The organism is Bacillus sp. FJAT-29790, assembly GCF_019039215.1.
Lineage (GTDB): Bacteria > Bacillota > Bacilli > Bacillales > Cytobacillaceae > Cytobacillus.
Map to the genome: position 1 here is coordinate 829,522 of NZ_JAHNZZ010000001.1, position 18,399 is coordinate 847,920.

Consider the following 18,399-nt stretch of genomic DNA (forward strand, 5'->3'; position numbering starts at 1 on the left):
TTAGAGTAGCCATAATTGCTTGTGCAAATAAGCTCTTACATTGGATTTATGCCCTATTAAAAGGAAAACACCTTTCCAAAATATGGATTAAAAATCATATCTAAGTATATAAAACAAAACCTTCCATTTTAAAAAGGAAGGCTTATTTGGTATACCCTTTTTTAGTATATCATGTACGTTTTACATTTTTTATTGAAAAATCTTGACAAACTATTAGCTGGTTTTGCTGAATAACACTCGAAAAAAGTAAAATAAAAATGCCCAAAAATAGAGGACATCAGTAAAGAACATTTTTTAGTCTGACTTATAATCTGTACAACTTATTATCGAGTTGAAAAAAATAACTGAATAGCGAAGGTGGCAATTCACCTTTGTATCCAGCTATTCAGTCAGTATTATCTATTGAATTTATTTTTTTCCCAATTGCTTCATGATACTTTGGTTCAAATCTTCACGATACTTGGCGACATAGGTTTTAGCGTTTGCCACTAGTTCGTCGGCAAAGGACGCCACGTCGGCCCCAGTGATTTCCAGCACTTGTCTGCCTTCTGCCGCACCGGTTTCGAACAACTCGATTAATTCATACTGCATGTGCAGCATATCCATCCCGTTGCCCGCTGAGAAATTCCACATGTAGTTTTGAATTTTCTTAAATACAAACTGATAGTCTTCTGGCAGGGCTTCTACCCGTGCCATCATCATCTTGTACTCTTTTTTATCACCAATCATTTTTTTAAACATTTCTAACATGTTATTTTTCCTCCTTTTTAATAAAGCTGAACAAGACACTCCAAAAATTTCGGACGTAATATCTTATGAGGCTAGATTGACTTCAAGACGTTGATTTTTGATGATACAAAATCCCATTTTTTCCAAAACAACTCAAGTTCCTGGCGGCCAGCCTCATTAAGTGAGTAAAACTTGCGGGGCGGCCCCATATCTGATGGTTTTTTTTCTATGCTCACCAGTTTTTTCTTTTCTAATCGCACGAGGATGGTGTAGACCGTCCCTTCCACGACTTCGGTGAAACCAAGCTCGTTCAGGCGGCGGGTAATCTCGTAGCCATAGGTTTCATGGCGGCTGATGATTTCCAGCACGCAGCCTTCCAGCGAACCCTTCAGCATTTCAGTTAAATTTTCCATGTTCAGATCCACCTCTATTTAGTCTGACTTATATTCAGTATAACTTAGTACTGAATTAAATTTTTACTTAATAGCTTTTGCGAAATTACGCTATTAAGTATTACTTATTACGAGTACATTGTAACACCGAGTAGTAGGGGGTGTCAATTATTTTTCTTAAAAATAGTTCAATACCAATTTTAACGGCTATGCAACACTTCCACAAATTGATACGGTATCTATTTCGTTTAAAGGAAATGAATCAGATGGAAAGAGCAGAAGTACTGGAAAAAAATATTTTTGAGTGAAATTTATTTTGTTGATTTTTATGAAAAATATTTGAATTAATATTGCATACATATATATAAGAAATCGTTAAGTAGAGGTAGTGTATATTATGAATAAAGAGTTAATAAAAAATGCCGATGCATGCTACCGATTGGCGGAGCGGAAGGCTGCCCAATATTATCAATTTCTTTATGTGCAAGTCGTGCAAAAGACATATATACCTACTCTGACAAAAGATATTCAATCCTGGAAACATAATCATATTCATCATCATTCATTAGTATCCTTTTTTTCGCGAGGAAAAAGAAAACCTGATTCTAGGGAGTATCACAATTATATTCAATGGCTAGATAACACAGGCAAACTAGATAATTACTTGGATCGAAGCATCTCCTATATTTTCTTGAGGGATCTGGGCAAAGCCTTGGATTCACCTGAAACACAGGCTAGGGTTCGGCGTGTAGTTGGCAGTTTAAAAAATCACATGACTCATTCCACCGCAACAGATGAGATGTTTAGTATGGCTGGGTTGTATCGGAAGTCTCAGAAGGAAGGCATTGAATCCACTATGATCTGGGTGATGGACAAACTAAAGACTGTGTCTTCTAATATTCCAAAGGGGATGGATGCTGAGCAGGCCCAGCGAAAACTTATCAAAATCATGGCCGGGGTAATCATGCATGTGGTCGATGAGATGGGCGCTGGCATATCTCCTGAAGAACGTACGCAGAAACTTGATGAAGCGATTAGGCTAGGGTATTACTATGGTCTGACCTATCCATTCATTGACGATCTTCTTGATGCCAAAGTCTTATCCGAAAAAGAGAAAAGGCAATATTCCGATTTAATACGTATCACACTTATCACAGGGGCTGTGCCAGAACTGGGCGAGTGGACTGGAAAAAACGCAAATCTAATCAGATATATTCATTCGGAACTCCGAGAGGCATTTAAATATATAATGGCCTATCAGCGACCAGAGACAAGAAGCAAATTTTTCGAGCATTCATATGTGTTTTTTAATTCCCAGGAAGTGGACCGTGTTAAAGATTTATCGAATGCAAATTACACCAATGAAGAGCTTTATATACCGATCATTTTAAAATCCTCTTCTTCACGATTGATTGTTCGGTCAGTAATCAGTGCTTCTGAGGATGAGGGTTTTGACAACAGAACATTCTTTTATGGAATTTACAACCAGCTGGCTGATGATTTTGCAGATATGTTTGATGACATGAAAGAAGGTGCTGTAACACCTTATACTTATTATTTAAAATATCATCATAAACGTCCGGATCTTATTAATCCCTTTGAATTATACTGGACGGTCATCTCCCATTTGATCCATAATGTGTACCATTCAGATACCAAGACCTGCGAAGTGATTTTGGATCGTGCGATAAATGGCCTAAAACGATTTAAAGAACGAATGGGAACAAAAAAATACAACGAAGTTATGGAGTTATTTGCTTCTAAAAATCTGGAATTCAATAGTTTAATCCAAAAGATGGTGCGGAAAGCGGATGATGTAGATTTCTTTGATAAACTCCTTCGAGACCATATGATTACCATGCTGAAAAATGAACGGAAAGAACAGGAAGAATTTTTAGATACGATCGAAACCGTACGCAATCAGATAAACAACATCTTACATATCCCAAAAACTGATCATGTTTCTTTGATGAAAGTGCCAATCATTGATGCTGCAAATTACAGTTTGGAAGGCGATGGAAAGCGGTTGAGGCCAATAGTAACTTGGTTCATGGGCGTTAACGAATATGGATTAGAAAGTTCAGCAATCGTTCCACTTCTAAGATCATTGGAATATATGCATACTGCATCCCTAATCTTCGATGATTTGCCATCCCAAGATAATGCGTCCATCCGTAGGGGACGTTCAACTCTCCATCAAGTATATAACACTGCAATAGCTGAATTAACTGGTCTCTTTCTTACCCAGAGGGCAACCCGGGAACAAGCATCTCTTGACCAGTTCGATTCGAAAATTGTTCTTAAATTGATTCAATATTCGGCCCAAATGACAGAGGAAATGTGTAAGGGTCAAGCGATGGACTTGGATTCTAGAGGGAAACAATTGACTCTGGAACAATTGAAAATGACGAGTTTTTATAAAACTGGGATTGCATTCGAAGCTTCCCTTATCATGCCTGCTATTCTCGCCAATGCAAATGAGTTAGAAATTGAAGCTTTGAAAAAATTCGCCCGTCACGCCGGCATTGCGTTTCAGATTAAAGATGACCTACTTGATGTTGAAGGAGATATGATCGTACTCGGAAAACCAATTGGCAAAGATGCTGAAAACAACAATAAGACTTTTGTGACAATCCTAGGTAAGGAAGGTGCCAGAAAAACAATGTGGGAACATTACTGCCTTGCGATAGAAGCCATGAAAAAAATGCCACGCAAGACTCCTTTTCTGAAGCATCTATTAAATTATATTGTGAACAGGGATCATTAAGAGCTAGATACACGTAAAATCCAGATAGAATACCGAGAGTTTTATTATTCACGAGCACTTCACTCTGGACATTGTGAGGCGGTTGCGAGGATAGTTCTGAAAGAAGAAGAGGGAGCCTAATTAGGCTTCTTTACTTTTGGTTTTTCTTAACTTGCTTATTGTTCAAATTTTAAAGGGTAGTTTAGTATTAGTAGAGGTGAGCCTTATCATAAGTAAATAAGGTTTTAATTGCCTTTGACCGAGTTGTTGACTTACAAAAAAAAGCCATTCCGCTGAAAGTGTTGTGGAATGGCCTTTTCATATTAACGTTCGTTCTTAGTCGTAAAATCAGGTACGAGCCAATAGATGAGCAATCCGGCAATGGTGGCGTAGGCAATACCATTATGAGCATATCCAACTCCTATGATAAAGATGATTGAGACGATGACTAAATTTTTCATATTACCCAGACTAACATTTTCCTCAATGACGTGACGGATCCCCATTCCTGCGATCATACCAAACAACAAGATACATATGCCGCCCATCACTGCAACTGGAATGGATTGGATAACAGCTCCAACTTTACCGAACAAGCCAAGAAGAATCGCAAGAACAGCAGCACCTTGAATGATCCTACTGGAAAACTGGCGTGTGATGGCTAGAACCCCGAGGTTTTCCGCGTAAGTTGTTTGTGCAGGTCCGCCGATGAAGCCGGAGATTAATGTTGCAATGCCATTCCCCCATAGGATGCTTGAAAATCCAGGATTCTTTGTCACATCTTTTCCTGTAATCTCATTTAGTACAAACATATGTCCAAGGTCTTCGATGATGGTAACCAAGGCAATCGGTGCCATTCCGAGGATCACTACCCACGTGAATTCCGGCATGACGACATGCGGAAGAGCAAAAGTCGGTGCACTGGCGATGGTATCAAAATCAACAAATCCACGTACCGCAGCATAAGCATACCCTACTGCAAGACCAATTATGAGCGGCAAGAGGCGGATCACCTTAGTACCTGCAAGCGTAGCGATGACCGCTGCAAGAAGGCTGATGATAGCGACATCCCAATGGGTCGAAGCCATGTTGGTCACCGCCGTGGTTGCCAGCGAAAGACCTATTATACTTACAACCGGTCCGACGACAACTGCAGGAATTACCTTTCGGACTTTTTCGAAGCCGACAAATGAAATGATAATAGATACAATAGCATAAACAATGGAAACGCTGATAAGACCTGCAACCGCTTGACCTGGTGATTTTAGCTCCCCCACATACAACGCTAGCGGAGCAATAAAGGCAAAGGATGAACCTAGATACGTAGGAACCTTTCCACGTGTAATAAGATGGAAAATTAAGGTTCCTAAACCACTGGCAATAAGTGAACTTCCTGGATCAAGACCGGTTAGTACTGGAACCAAAACTGTCGCACCAAACATTGCAAACAAGTGCTGTAATGATAATGGTATCGCGCTTAAAAAGTTTTTCAAACGTGTCCCCCCTTAAATAGTGCCTTCATATATGATATATTTCTTCTATTTAATTTTTAGAATATAAATTAAATAGAAGAATAATTTATGTCTTAAGTAATTACATTATTTTGTTTTCTGTAGATGAAGATTATTACAATGAGAGTAAAACACGACTCCTCATCTACACTTGGAAAATAAAAACCTCATTTAGATTCATCACGGTGAACCATCTCATAAGTAAATGAGGTATTATATCAAAATGATAATCTTAGTAAAGTTATGAGAATTGACTTCATAATGGATATGACTATAAATAGGAAGTATTCATAGTCTAACTCATTAATAAAACCGCTGAGTTTATACTCAGCGGCCTTACTATTATTTTTTAGATTTATCCTTTGATAAGAAGTTATAAATGTTGGCTTCGCCTGACCCGTATAGTGGATCATTCCCGACTTTGCCAAAATCAATGGAGCTTTTTCTTATGGCGGCTGCCACTTGGGAAGGATTATACTCAGGGTGAGCGGCTTTAATGACTCCAGCTACACCAGCGACTTTCGGTGCTGCCATGGAAGTTCCATGTAAATAGGAATAGCCATGCCATTGTCCATCACTGAACTGTGTAGTTGCATTCCCACCTGCGACCGGATAAGTAGGGTAAGTAGACAATGTTCGATAAGTGTAATCACGTTTATCTAAATAGTTTCCGGCTGGGTTCTGACGATATAAACTATCATATAATGGACCATTATCCCCACCAGGACCGGCCACGTCGATGACATTTCCGTAATTAGAGTAGAAGGCAATGCTCTTATTGGACCATTCATTTGAGGAAGATACAGTAATCACCCCTGGAATTTGGGCTGGAACGACACGAGATGGACCTTTAATGTCTATACCGTAAGTTTCCTTCCAATATGCCTGCATATCATGTAAATCATTCAGGTTTTTTGAGTCATTACCAGCAGACACCACAACAGTAACTCCTTTTTGGATTGCATACTGAACGGCACGGTGATAGGCTACCATTGAAGCAGAATCACCTTTCTCATCTAAGTTTTGAGCCATCCAACGCCAGCCCCCAATTGACATATTAATCACTGCTACTCCATCGTTTGCTGCTGCTACAATTGCATCGGTAATCCATGATTGTTGTGCTCCTCCGGTTGCTCCAAAAACACGGTATGCTCTTACCGTTAAATCTGGACCTACACCTTTAACCTTCCCATTAGCTGCAATGGATCCAGCCACATGTGTACCGTGGCCATTTTGGTCCCAAGCATCTTTTGTACCTGGTACGAAGGTTTTCGAACCCGCTAAATCGGCATTTTCCTTCAAATCCGGATGGCTAAAGTCAATTCCTGTATCAACAACTGCTACAACCGTATCATGATTACCTTTATTTAAGTTATAAGAGTCACCTTCATGTGTTAAACGCTGCATGTCCCATTGTTTATCCCAATAGCTTGCTGCGTTTGTATCCAAAGTGACTTTTTCTCCATTTGGGGTACCAGGAGCAAAATTCACGGCGTCATCCGGATCAGTTTCTAAGTATGCTTCAAGTTCTCTTCCAGCTGATTGGATGTTTGTATCTTGTTTCACCTTTGAAAGGAAGGTTTGATCTGTTGATGCTACCTCAATAATCCCAATTTCAGGTATAACTCTTTCGACAGCCCCTCCCGCCTTAGAGATTGTTTCTGAGAAATTACCAGGTATTTTCCCTTTATACGCTAATACATAATGCTCCTTTTCTGGTGCAGCCTTTGTTTTAGTTGTTGGTAACCCAACGAGTAAAGAGAATGATAGAGCTGAACAAATAGATAGAACTGCAAGTTTCTTCTTCATTTGATTTCCCCCTTATGAATATGTAAAATATAAACAATATTATTATAAGCTATTAAATCTATTTTTTGGACAATCTATCTGAATATTTCAAATAATGAGATAAAGTACCTAACTATAGTTTTTTATATTCAATTTCATAGTAATTATGGAGGCACTTTTACTTATTACTAAAAGACTGCGAATTTGTTAAATAAAAAAACCTCATTTAGATTAGTTAAGGTGAACCGTATCATAAGTAAATGAGGTTTCGGGGTTCGAAATTCGAATTAATGTAAAGATAATTATAGTGGGAAGGCATATAATAAAAATAATCAATTTTTATATAATTGTGAAGGGAAAATGAAGATAGTTTTTCTATGCTGTTTTCGTAAACTTTGTTGTTTTTTAGTGTGATTTTATTCAATTATCTGAGTTGATCGGAGCGGAGGGCACTTGACTTCTCGAAAATGCTATCGCATTTCCTTCTTGCGTGGGTAGATTCAATGATGTAAATTCAGTATCCTGCGGGAAATAGAGGGAGCGGGGGACCCCACATGCGGTAACGCCGAGGAGGCTCCCGTTACTCCCCGCGGAAAGCAAGTGCCCGAAGCGGAAATCAACGGGCAAACTTTCAAGGCTAAAAACAACAATATATGCAAAAAGAGCCTTTTTCTAAAAAGCAACAGTGAGTAAAGTGAAGAAAGGTGATAGTGATGATAGCAATTGAGAGCTTACGAAATAAATTAAAAACACTGATACTGGCTGCTAATCGATATCCTTTGACGATGCTATTTCTTTTAGCTGTTGCAACAGTTAACGTTAATTCAATTAATCTAGGCATGGAGGATTACTCTAAGTATCTATTTACCTTTATTATTGGAGCGTTGCTGAGTGCAGTGGGACAACAAATATATGAGCGCTTTTATACGAAAATGAGTGAACGGATTATACTCATGGGAGTAGTAGTCCTGCTTTCGACCCTTTATTATTTCTCCATCCGTTCTTCTTCCGTTTTTAGTATGGAGAATGGTACAAAAACAGCGGTAATGATTTTTGCGTTGACAATGGTTTTTATTTGGGGGCCAACTATAAAGAGTAAAATCACGTTTAACGAAAGCTTCATGTCTGTATTTAAAGCTTTCTTCACTACGGTTCTTTTTACGGCCGTCATTGCGGGAGGCGTCAGTTCAATTATTTTCGCGATCGATCGTCTTCTTTTTACAGTAGACAATAAAGCCATTCCACATGCTTTGAATTTGATTCTCTCTTTATTTGCACCGACTTTTTTCTTATCTTTGACGCCGCTTTATCCGGGTAAAATGGATACAAGTTTAACTAATGAGGAATTGGTTCTGCGTGAGGAGAAAATTAAGAAGGCCATTAGTTGTCCGAAGTACCTGGGAATTTTGATTTCGTATATCATTATTCCATTAACGGTTGTGTATACGGTTATTCTTTTAATCTATGTCCTCATAAATATTCGTGGCCAATTCTGGACAGGAAATTTATTGGAACCGATGCTGGTCTCCTATGCGATCACGGTAATTTTAGTTTATATTCTTGCCAGTAACCTGAATAACTCATTTACTAGTCCCTTTCGGAAGATTTTCCCTAAGATATTATTGCCCATTGTGTTGTTTCAAACGATTGCCTCTTTTTTAAAGATAAATGAGTTGGGTGTTACGCATGGGCGTTATTATGTGATTCTATTCGGTGTTTTTGCATTCATTACTGGGCTGATCTTCAGCTTTTTACCGATTCGAAAGAATGGTCTATTTGTCGCAGTATTGCTCATTTTTTCAGTTATTTCCATTACTCCGCCTATTGATGCTTTTACGGTTAGCCGTGTCAATCAAACCAATCTGTTGGTGAAAACACTTAAAGAAAATAACATGCTTGAGAATAATACAATCTTACCAAATGCAAATGTTTCAACAGAAGATAAAAAAATTATCACTCGAACGGTTAGTTATTTAAACAGTATGAACTATGCGGATGAAATCGAATGGTTGCCCAATAAAGTATTTTTCTACGATAACTTTAAAAAGACGTTTGGATTTGATGAAGTATACGATCAACCAATTGGTGGAGGGACTCAAAGCTGGTTTGCTTATTTGGACTGGGAACGAAGTCCGGTAGTAAATATTGAGGGACACGACTTCATGATTCATATGAATATAAGTAGTTCACAAGCTGGGAAGACTGGTGAACAAGCAATTTCACTTGAGCGAAACGGTATGAGATATACTCTGATGAAGCAACGTCATTGGGATTATTTTACAATCAGTGTGATGAGTGAGGATAATGAGGAATTGATTCAATTCGATACAAAGGAAATCTTTAATCATATATTTGAGAATGACCAAGAGAGTAACGAAGGTAAAGGCAATATGTTGACGGTGGAGAAGGCTACTCTAACGAAGGAAAATGACAAAATGAAAATGACCGTTCTAGTCAATTCCATTGATGCCTTTGATTCTCAGTACAACGCTGATTTCTATGTTTTTCTTAATATAAAATGAAGTCAGAAGGAAGAAGGGGGGCAGGAACCTCGTCCCTATAGCTATCTCTGTATTCTCAGCGAGTTCCAAATAAATAGGGCTTCATTAGAAAAACTCATTAAGATACATCACAGAGAAACTTACCATAAGTAAATGAGGTTTTTAAGATTTTTCTACCTTTTATATTCAAGTTTTCACTGAGTTTCAAGGATATTTTATAAAAGTTAAACTAGAATTGCCAAAAAAGGTAGAGAAATTATTGAACGAAGATGATTTCTCTACCTTACCTTCTGATTGAAACTTTTGTTGATAACATTCAGGTTGGAAAATTCCAGCTTCGTTTTCATTCTTAAATAGTCTGAGTTTCCTATCTCGGCAGAAAATGTCTTCACTAATCTTTAAGTCATTGTCGTCCCTAATTGAAATCGGCACCCAACGCTTTTTTTATTGGTTTGCAATTTCCAGGCTTTTGAGGAACCCAGCTTTTAACTTGGAAACCACTGTCGTCATGGTTTAAGGCTTTATTTAGTTCGTGCTAATGGTTACTTACAATTCGGGTCTGATTTGGTGTAGCTCCTGTAGCAATTGCTGCGTGTAAATGCGCTGTAAGAGACGGCGTAATAGAAGTGGGACTTTTTGCCGAAACCCCGTTATCTCTCAGCTGTTTAATATAAGGTAATTAGTACAATATTCAGTTAAAGATAGCCGTCAAACATATTTTAGATCAGGTAAATGAAGCGTTTGACAGAATGGTCTATGGGATATTTGGCCAATGTGTGGATATAGGACAGGACATCCCTATTGATAGGCTAAAGGCCATTCATTATGCAAAACGTACTTTAAAAGCTCAACAGAGGTTTGATAAGGCGGTAGAATCTATTCCACAGACAAAACTTTCCTTTGCTACACCGAAAAATGATAAAAGAGGTGACGAGCGGCTACAAACGGTAGATGAACTGCAATATGAGCACGGGAACTCGTCTCATAGAAATAAGTAAACCTGGTTGGAAAAGTATGAACACGGAGTAATAAATTTTTTGTAGTTAGCTCATAATAACTTTGATTTGAATAGAGGGAGTTGATTGTAGTTGGAAAACGGAGCTGGAAATTCTACGGAAGCTGCACTTATTAAATATAAAGAAGGACTAGGTGTGTTTACCGAAAAAATGCCTGAATTTGTAAGCCAGTTTAATGCGTTTACTAGAGAATGCTTTAAAGAAGGGGCATTAACTCAAAAACAAAAGCAGTTAATCGCATTAGGAATTAGTATATATGCCCAGGATGAGTATTGTATCATCTATCACACAAAAGGATGTCTTGATCAGGGATGCTCGGAGCAAGAAATTCTTGAAGCTGTAGGTGTGACTGCAGCATTTGGTGGGGGAGCTTCCGTGAGTCAGGGAGTTACATTAGTTCAGGAATGTATTCATGAAATGAATCAATTGAAACAGTAAAGTGGTTTCATTCCGAAAACGAAAGTGAATTATTTTAGGTGAAATCGAAAGGTTTCATCTTTTTTATGGCCAGATATGATTTCTAATGGTCTTGTTTTAAAGGACTACTCCTGTTAACACAAAACCAGTTATAAAATTATTGCAAAAGTCGATTTAAAAAGTCTACATGCTGTCTATCTTTGTCTAGCACTTCTTCAATTAATTGACGGCTTTCTGGATCTAAATCCCCTTTTACAATTTCTTCGGATACATGAATCCCGTAATAATCTTCTCCTTTTAACGCACTTTCAATAATACCTACGGAAGTATCAGGAATCCTAAATTGATTAATAAAGCCTTGAATAGAACTAATCATCCCTTCATCATTTACTGGTGTACCTCCAATGTTTTGAATTCTTTCCGCAACTTTTAGGGCATGGTTCTTATGGTCTTGTTGAATTCTTTGAAATTCACTTTTGATGTAAGGGTCCGTTAATTTCTTAATGTGGTATTCGTAAGCATGGATCCCCATGTATTGACCCTCTAGAAATTTATTTAAAGTTTTTATTACACTGTTTTCTTCCATTTAAATTCCCTCCTTTTTGTTAGCTTCCTCCAAATATTGTGGATTATTCCTTTTTGGAAATGGTAAGAACCATCTTATTTTAGAAAGCATTTGGATTCGCACATAATATAATCCCAATTTTAGTGTATAGATTCCCATTTCCTACACATGATAAAAATAACGTTCTAAGTACTAAAGGTAGCTAGTGTAACCGAAGAGTAAGAAATTACGTGTTGAAGGAATTTTAATTTAAAGGAGGCATGATTCATGAGAACCCTACAAAGAATTGCCTTAACATTAACAATAATTGGGGCTATAAATTGGGGATTAATCGGTTTCTTCAAGTTTGATTTGGTAGCAGCAATATTTGGTGGACAAGGCGCTTTTTTATCAAGAGTTATTTATAGTTTAGTTGGGATAAGTGGACTAGTCTGTTTATCCCTATTGTTTAAGCAATGGGAAGAGACAGATACGAAAGAAGATGTCAATAATAGGCGTGCCCAAGGTAGGCTTAATTATGGAACTGAATTTGGTGAGGAAACAGATTTATCTCCTTTAAAAAGACCTACAAGAGAAGATGAATAAAAAGAAAATAAAGAAAGTCATGCAACCGCATGGCTTTCTTTATTTTCCATTTTTATATGTGTTTAAACAATGAACAACTAACGATTAGGAAGGAGTTCTCTTTCTTTAAACTTGGGGCGATAGCTACAAGGTCCTTCTGATTTTTGTAAGTTAATTATACAAAAAACCTCATTTAGAATCTTTACGGAGAACATTACCATAAGTAAATAAGGTTTTTCTATCAGATAAAACAATCCTATTCAATATGTATGGCTGGAGATCCACTGTTCAAGTTGACTTTTAATTAATTTTTTGATTATCTATTGTTTGTTTTAGAGCTTCTTGAAGAATCTCAATTAAATGATGTAGTGCGACAGCTCAATCAAGTTCATTAACTTCGCCACATAATTCGTAAAACAGATCACCTAGTGTACGTTAATCAGTGTTGCAACGATTTTGCCACGATAGAACAATATAATGGGCTAAAACAATAGTGGTACCACTAATCACTTTATCATGAGTAGAAAAGCGAATCTTAATGTAAAACCTACGCCAATAAAAATAAAAGAAATGCGATTCCCTAATTAAGGGAATCGCATTTCTTTTATTTGATTTTTATATTCACTTCTTTTTCAATGGCTGCCGGATAGTCAAGCAGTTTTAATTTGATTGGTCCAGGTGGTGCATTTTCAGAAGGATATGGAATTTGATATATAATAAAATCTTCACCAGGTGATCTAGATACTCCTTCATTTCCACCAATAATATTACCATTCTTATCGATAGCATGTGTGAATATTAATTCGACATTGGAGTCAGTTTTGGTTTCTAATTTTAATTGAATTATATCTCCCCATGCTTCGATTTCTGTAAATTTACCGTCTTTAGGTGCCTTAAGGATTTTTTTGTTTACTGGATCGATTTCGAGCCACAGTTCATCTTTATTAAGTGCCCGGAGAGAACTGAATTGCAAATTTAATTTTTTCGGGTTGGAGAAGTAGTTACTTTGCAAATGTATGATGAATTCATCTTCATTAATAGGATCATTACCTTTCACTCTTAAATCCCAAACCTCTCCCGTTTCGTCTACTAACCGAAGATCATTAAAGCCAAAAATTTGTTTACTATTTTGTGGATTAAATGAAACATGTACATCTGTTTGTGATGGATAAACTACGACCTCTTTAATGGTAATCTCTTGACCTTCAATTACTACTGTCTCATTCAGATCAAACACTTTCTTTTCTACAAACATGCTTTCATCTAAATGCAACGGAATTTCCCAAACATCTTTCTGGACTTGCCCATCAATACTAAATTGGGATGAAAAAATAAGGTCCTTCGGAAGCTGCTTTTCCTCATTAAGAGTGAATCTTAATTCTAATAGCGATTTTTTATCTATTAACCAAACTTCTCCATGTTTTTGAGTAGAAAGTTCTTCGCCTTTATTATTTAAGAGTTTAAAATCACCTATGACATGAAGACCTTCATTTTCAGCATGATAGTTATAAAACAAAGTTAAACTTTTTTCATCATAGATAACAGAATCTATTGTTAGATGTATACCGGCGTGTTCGACAGTAGCATTCACTTTTTGGATATAATCATTTTCAGCAGCTGCCAATAAGCCTTTGTCATAGCGAACAAATTCAATAACCTTGTCCATTCCAGGAATAATTTTCATGTAGGTAGCCATAGTCTCAGAAACATTCACTGTTGTGAAAAAGGAAATAATGATAATGCTTGCCGTTAATAGTATTTTAAACGGGCGTAATTTTCTCTTTTTTAGCTTTAGTTCTTTTCCGCGTTTCATGCCTTCCAAGATTGCTGAATCAGCCTGATCATCAGAAAAGACATATTCATTGTAAAAATCTCTTGATTTCTCCAATTCTTTTTCTTCCTTTTCAAACATTAAGCCCACTCCTATCCTCCATCTGATTTCTCAATGCTTTCAGTCCTTTATATAACCATGTCTTTATTGTACTTTCTGGACTTTCTAATATTTCAGCAATATCCTTTATCCGAAGATCGTGGTAATACTTGAGGATAATGACTTCTCTAGAGCGGGAGTCTATTTTCAGTAAGGCTTCTTGGATTTCTAATGTTTGACTGTGATCCACTGATTCCGCTAGGTTATCTAATAGAGAGGGATCTGCTATTCTCTTATTCTTCCGGCTTTGATCATGGCAATAATTCAGCATGATTCGAATGAGCCATGTTGAAAAATATTCAGCTTCCTTTACTTTTTTAATGGAGCGATACGCCCTAAATGTCACTTCCTGCAAAGCCTCCAGTGCATCCTCTTCATTTCGCAGATAAGAGAAGGCAACCTTAAGTAAACGAGTTTTGTGAATCAGCATAAGTTCGTAAAAAGCTTCATCATCTCCTTTTTTTGCTCTTTTTAATAGTTTATTAATATCCAAGGAGAACCCCCCTTTTATTCATTACTAAACATTAGACTCTGCTAGGCAATAAAAAGTCTTAATAAAAAATTTTGTTCAGCTATTGTACTTACATTTAAACACTTAATTATCAAAATGTATCTTCTCTTAATAGTGAAGCGGGCGTTAGTTCAAGGAAAGATTTTTTTAAGGGAGAACCTAATAGGGAAGTAGCTTTTAATTATGCTGCCTACCTTTTAAATGGAAAATCAGTACTAAATTAAATAATCACATCAGTCGGACAAATAAGTAAAGAAGCAGCTAGAGTAAAAAGCAAGTGTAAGACCATCCGAAAAAGTATTTTATTTTTTTCACATTTTACATTATGAGGAGATCGCTAATGAGAACTAGTTTGAACATATTAATTTTGTGTGGTAAGAATTATTTAGGAAAGGGGACTACTATATTTCTGATGATACTGATGAATTCATAAAAATGGAAATTCGTATCGTTTGAATGAATAATATTTTTTCATTTAAAGTAGTTCATGGATAGGGTGTGAGACCTCAGTACAGTAATGCTTTAATACTAAGGGATCTGCACTTTTATTAAAACATACAAACGGATAATGAATGTGCAAAGGGAGTGAAAATATGGAAAGAAAAAGAGCTTTAATAATAGGTGCCACAGGGTTAGTAGGAACTAATTTGGTTAATTTATTGTTAAAGGCTCCTGAATATGAAAAGGTAATTGTTTGGGTTAGAAAACCTACAGGAATTAAAGAAGAAAAGCTTGAAGAAAAAATTATAGATTTTGAAAAAATAGACAGCTATACCCTTGATGAAAGGGTGGAGCATGTATTTTGCTGTCTAGGAACGACTATTAAAAAAGCAAAGACTAAGGAAGTTTTTCTAAAGGTTGACTTAGACTATCCTATTTCTATAGCTAAAAAAGCAAAGGAACATAATGTTTCTCAATTTCTTGTCATTTCCGCTATGGGAGCGAATAAAAATTCTCGAATTTTCTATAGCAGTGTAAAAGGACAGCTAGAAGCTAAGCTTAAGATGCTAGAACTGCGAGGACTCAAAATTTTTAGACCGTCTTTGCTTTTAGGGAATCGAGAGGAATTTAGATTAGGGGAAAAAGCAGCAGAAGGTATGTCAAAAGTGCTTCCCTTTATGTTTATTGGACCTATAAAGAAGTATAAGCCTATAAGTGCATTTGTAGTAGCAACAGCCATGTATCAGGAAGCTATATTAGAACAAACAGGTTTTAAAATATTTAATTCTGACCAAATTCAAATCAAGGGTAATAAATAATAAATTAAATCGAGAGAGAAGATATTTTCTGATGCTAGACCCCTAGTGGTGGAAAATCATGTTCAAAAGCTAATAGAACCGCTCTATTGTACCGTAAGTGGAGAAATCCGATGTTCAAGGGCAAATAGAACCGTTCTATTGGACCGCAAGTGTAGAAATCCGATGTTCAAAGGCAAATAGAACCGTTCTTTATTGGACCGCTAGTGTAGAAATCCGATGTTCAAAGGCAAATAGAACCGTTCTATTGAACCGCTAGTGGGGAAATCCGATGTTCAATGGTTAATAGGAACGATCTATTGGACCAATACTGGAGAAATACTATGTTCAAGGGCAAATAGAACCGTTCTATTGAACCGCTAGTGGGGAAATCCGATGTTCAATGGTTAATAGGAACGATCTATTGGACCAATACTGGAGAAATACTATGTTCAAGGGCAAATAGGACCGTTCTATTGGACCAATACTGGAGAAATCCTATGTTCAATGGCAAATAGAACCGCTCTATTGGACCACTACTGGAAAAATTCTATGTTCAAAGGCAAATAGAACCGCTCTATTGTACCGCTAGTGGTGAAAAATCATGTGGGGATAAAACGCAAAAAAAGGCTGGGAACAGGACCCAATCCTTTTTTTCGACCGGATTTTAACCTAAATAAGCAGAACAAAAAGCTTGAGTGATACTTTCCTTAAAAACAATGCAAATCGTGTATTGACGAGGTGGCGATCTTACTATATTATAGTATGTAAGCAAGGAAGATAAGTTAACCAGAGTAGGATAACTTTTTGTATCTGTATTTGAACCGCCAGAAAAATTTTCACTAAATTTCTCTGACGATTTAAATGAAATTTCATAAGTTCTTTAACCAAAATGTGCTAGCTAAACACATATTCTATTTAAAGGATTTTGAGAAAATTCAAATAGCAGGAATACTGGTTTCATCTTCTTAAATACTCTGTTCGTTTTTTTAGCTGATAAAATAATATTTTTAAAAAAGCCAGCTGAAACATTATATGATCAGCTGGGATTAAAAATATTACTCATGTTAGAATGGTTTTTTGTTCGGTCAGGCATAATTTACATGCATAACAGCGTTAATTGATTGATTACTACTGTTCCAAGCATCCCATTTACAGGTAAACCATAAGCACTTTGGAAACTCATCAAAGAAGACTTATTAAACATGTTATAACCTAATTGCTGAAACATCATACCGTATTGTCCAATTTGTGATAGGTTATAACCTGCTAGAAATGGATATTTATCATACATTACATTAGTTAATTGATTGATTACTCTTGCATTTAGAATTCCATTTACAGGTAAACCGTAAGCACTTTGGAATCTCATCAGAGAAGTTTGATTATAAATGTTGTAACCTAATTGTTGAAACAACATATTGTACTGTCCAAGTTGTGTTAAGTTATAACCTGTTAAAAACGGATATTGGCTGTAAGTTAAAGACGCTAATTGATTTAGTACTTCTATACTTAGAATTCCATTTACAGGTAAACCGTAAGCTCTTTGGAAACTCATTAGAGAAGCTGGACTATAAATGTTATAACCTAATCGGTCAAAATGATGATCAAAATGCGCAAGTTGCATTGGTTTATAACCATTTAAATGTGAATAGTGTTGTTTCATGCCTTTGTTTTGAAATTGTTGTTTCATGCCTTTGTTTTGAAATTGTTGATTCATGTCTTTATTTTGAAATTGTTGATTCATGCCTTTGTTTTGAAATTGTTGATTCATGTCTTTGTCTTGAAATTGTTGATTCATGTCTTTGATTTGAAATTTTTGATTCATGTCTTTGTCTTGAAATTGTTGATTCATGTCTTTGTCTTGAAATTGTTGATTCATGTCTTTGTTTTGAAATTGTTGATTCATGCCTTTGTTTTGAAATTGTTGATTCATGTCTTTGTCCTGAAATTGTTGATTCATGCCTTTGTTTTGAAATTGTCGATTCATGTCTTTATTTTGAAATTGTTGTTGAACAGGTGTATTGCCGTCATCATTATTGAAAGTGGCAGCATGAGCTCCTGTAGTAGGTGCGAATGCTGATCCTAAAAACGCTGCTGCTGTTGCCCCTGTTAAAAAAGTTTTTTTCACTGATTTAATCATGTTTTATTCCTCCTATTATTTGAGTCTAAAAAAAAAGACTCTTATCGTTCCCCGGGGTTAAAGTTAAAAAAGTTAGGTAAATAATAATTTGTTCATTTGAGTGTTCTTTCTTTTATTTACCAATGAGCTTTCGTAACCTATGAACCTATCCTACTCGCATTAATTGTATGTTGCAACTAAAAACTCTTCCCTTTAATTACATTTAATTACTTTATAGGTGAATGCCGAACATTTTTTGCTTTATAAAGTAGAATTATTCACACGATTATCCTTGTAAGATCAGCTTTTATACCTCGTTTATATGAAACTACCTCCTAGCTTGAAGGGAAATGAATACAAGTCCTATTAAAG

General features: G+C 36.3%; 15 protein-coding genes and 1 pseudogene. 6 read left to right on the forward strand and 10 right to left on the reverse strand.

Annotation, left to right across the window (positions count from 1 at the left end; genetic code table 11):
• Window positions 1-408 precede the first annotated feature (408 nt).
• Both BGM26_RS03885 and BGM26_RS03890 read right to left on the reverse strand, forming a co-directional pair.
• Window positions 409-750: a DUF1048 domain-containing protein gene (locus tag BGM26_RS03885; protein WP_217038426.1), complete on the reverse strand. Its 342-nt coding sequence runs from the start codon at window positions 748-750 to the stop codon at window positions 409-411.
• A gap of 71 nt (window positions 751-821) precedes the next feature.
• Window positions 822-1,142: a PadR family transcriptional regulator gene (locus BGM26_RS03890; protein ID WP_024030244.1), complete on the reverse strand. Its 321-nt coding sequence runs from the start codon at window positions 1,140-1,142 to the stop codon at window positions 822-824.
• Window positions 1,143-1,518: 376 nt separating this feature from the next.
• On the opposite strand from BGM26_RS03890, the gene BGM26_RS03895 reads away from it, so the two are divergent.
• Window positions 1,519-3,888 carry a polyprenyl synthetase family protein gene (locus tag BGM26_RS03895; RefSeq protein ID WP_217038427.1) on the forward strand — a complete coding sequence of 790 codons (2,370 nt, stop codon included), beginning with the start codon at window positions 1,519-1,521 and terminating at the stop codon, window positions 3,886-3,888.
• Window positions 3,889-4,190: 302 nt separating this feature from the next.
• Here BGM26_RS03895 and BGM26_RS03900 read toward each other — a convergent pair whose 3' ends face one another.
• Together BGM26_RS03900 and BGM26_RS03905 are read right to left on the reverse strand one after the other, a co-directional pair.
• Entirely contained in the window at window positions 4,191-5,360 is a 1,170-nt protein-coding gene (locus BGM26_RS03900; RefSeq protein WP_217038428.1) for a uracil-xanthine permease family protein, read from the reverse strand.
• Window positions 5,361-5,720: 360 nt separating this feature from the next.
• Complete coding sequence (locus BGM26_RS03905; RefSeq protein WP_217038429.1) at window positions 5,721-7,187, reverse strand: S8 family serine peptidase; 1,467 nt, start codon at window positions 7,185-7,187, stop codon at window positions 5,721-5,723.
• Window positions 7,188-7,879: 692 nt separating this feature from the next.
• Here BGM26_RS03905 and BGM26_RS03910 point away from each other — a divergent pair.
• Window positions 7,880-9,688: a DUF4153 domain-containing protein gene (locus tag BGM26_RS03910; protein ID WP_254118975.1), complete on the forward strand. Its 1,809-nt coding sequence runs from the start codon at window positions 7,880-7,882 to the stop codon at window positions 9,686-9,688.
• A 514-nt stretch (window positions 9,689-10,202) separates the two neighbouring features.
• On the opposite strand, the gene BGM26_RS03915 is transcribed toward BGM26_RS03910, so the two are convergent.
• Window positions 10,203-10,337 carry an alkaline phosphatase family protein gene (locus BGM26_RS03915; RefSeq protein ID WP_217040635.1) on the reverse strand — a complete coding sequence of 45 codons (135 nt, stop codon included), beginning with the start codon at window positions 10,335-10,337 and terminating at the stop codon, window positions 10,203-10,205.
• A 79-nt stretch (window positions 10,338-10,416) separates the two neighbouring features.
• On the opposite strand from BGM26_RS03915, the gene BGM26_RS03920 reads away from it, so the two are divergent.
• Together BGM26_RS03920 and BGM26_RS03925 are read left to right on the forward strand one after the other, a co-directional pair.
• A complete protein-coding gene (locus BGM26_RS03920) occupies window positions 10,417-10,665 on the forward strand; it encodes a hypothetical protein (RefSeq protein WP_217038430.1) in 249 nt (82 codons plus the stop codon).
• Between the two features lie 90 nt (window positions 10,666-10,755).
• Complete coding sequence (locus tag BGM26_RS03925) at window positions 10,756-11,121, forward strand: carboxymuconolactone decarboxylase family protein (RefSeq protein ID WP_254118978.1); 366 nt, start codon at window positions 10,756-10,758, stop codon at window positions 11,119-11,121.
• Window positions 11,122-11,257: 136 nt separating this feature from the next.
• On the opposite strand, the gene BGM26_RS03930 is transcribed toward BGM26_RS03925, so the two are convergent.
• Entirely contained in the window at window positions 11,258-11,686 is a 429-nt protein-coding gene (locus BGM26_RS03930; RefSeq protein ID WP_217038431.1) for a ferritin-like domain-containing protein, read from the reverse strand.
• 246 nt (window positions 11,687-11,932) lie between these two features.
• Here BGM26_RS03930 and BGM26_RS03935 point away from each other — a divergent pair, with 246 nt between their 5' ends.
• Entirely contained in the window at window positions 11,933-12,250 is a 318-nt protein-coding gene (locus BGM26_RS03935; RefSeq protein WP_217038432.1) for a DUF378 domain-containing protein, read from the forward strand.
• A gap of 239 nt (window positions 12,251-12,489) precedes the next feature.
• On the opposite strand, the pseudogene BGM26_RS21890 reads toward BGM26_RS03935, so the two are convergent.
• The 3 genes and pseudogenes from BGM26_RS21890 to BGM26_RS03945 form a co-directional block, all read right to left on the reverse strand.
• A pseudogene (locus BGM26_RS21890) lies at window positions 12,490-12,751 on the reverse strand (IS4 family transposase); the annotation flags it as partial.
• Between the two features lie 82 nt (window positions 12,752-12,833).
• Window positions 12,834-14,141 carry a DUF4179 domain-containing protein gene (locus tag BGM26_RS03940; RefSeq protein WP_217038433.1) on the reverse strand — a complete coding sequence of 436 codons (1,308 nt, stop codon included), beginning with the start codon at window positions 14,139-14,141 and terminating at the stop codon, window positions 12,834-12,836.
• Window positions 14,134-14,652, reverse strand: a complete 519-nt coding sequence (locus BGM26_RS03945; RefSeq protein WP_217038434.1) for a sigma-70 family RNA polymerase sigma factor — start codon at window positions 14,650-14,652, stop codon at window positions 14,134-14,136. The genes BGM26_RS03940 and BGM26_RS03945 overlap by 8 nt, the downstream gene beginning before the upstream one ends.
• Before the next feature lie 611 nt (window positions 14,653-15,263).
• Here BGM26_RS03945 and BGM26_RS03950 point away from each other — a divergent pair.
• On the forward strand, window positions 15,264-15,929 hold the full coding sequence (locus tag BGM26_RS03950; RefSeq protein WP_217038435.1) for an NAD-dependent epimerase/dehydratase family protein: 666 nt from the start codon (window positions 15,264-15,266) through the stop codon (window positions 15,927-15,929).
• A gap of 1,075 nt (window positions 15,930-17,004) precedes the next feature.
• Here the strand turns inward: BGM26_RS03950 and BGM26_RS03955 are convergent.
• Window positions 17,005-18,048, reverse strand: a complete 1,044-nt coding sequence (locus BGM26_RS03955; protein WP_217038436.1) for a hypothetical protein — start codon at window positions 18,046-18,048, stop codon at window positions 17,005-17,007.
• Window positions 18,049-18,399: the final 351 nt, after the last annotated feature.